General features: G+C 33.5%; 1 protein-coding gene. It reads right to left on the bottom strand.

The features are described from left to right. Positions 1-287: 287 nt before the first annotated feature. Positions 288-335, bottom strand: a complete 48-nt coding sequence (locus MKO96_RS29555) for a hypothetical protein (protein WP_369294534.1) — start codon at positions 333-335, stop codon at positions 288-290. Positions 336-367 lie beyond the last annotated feature (32 nt).

Genomic DNA, 367 nt, shown 5'->3' on the forward strand with positions numbered 1-367 from the left:
TTCCTTTTCTCCTCTATAAACTACCTCGACGTTATTAAAATGGCAGTTTTTCATCTGTAATTTCCGATAGCTCATTCATACCAACATATCTATCATCCGGCCCTTTGGATTACTGTCTTGTTTCCTGCTCTTTTGCATCATTTAATACTGTCCAAATATTATCTTTTTTCATTCTCATATCTCCTCTTTCTTATAATTTGTTAAGATTTATAACCCAGCCTGCGAACTTGAAAACAATACAAAAAAGGCTTCTTCAAGTCGATTAATAATGTGCATAGCAAAATAAGCTATATATACACTAATCTGAGAGGGAGTTCGTTTGTAGTAGAATCAATTGTATTTGAAGTAGTCCAAGTTGGTTTGGAAG

Origin of the sequence: Bacillus sp. ES1-5 (assembly GCF_022487605.1) — a bacterium.
In the GTDB taxonomy this organism is placed as follows: domain Bacteria; phylum Bacillota; class Bacilli; order Bacillales; family Bacillaceae_G; genus Bacillus_A; species Bacillus_A wiedmannii.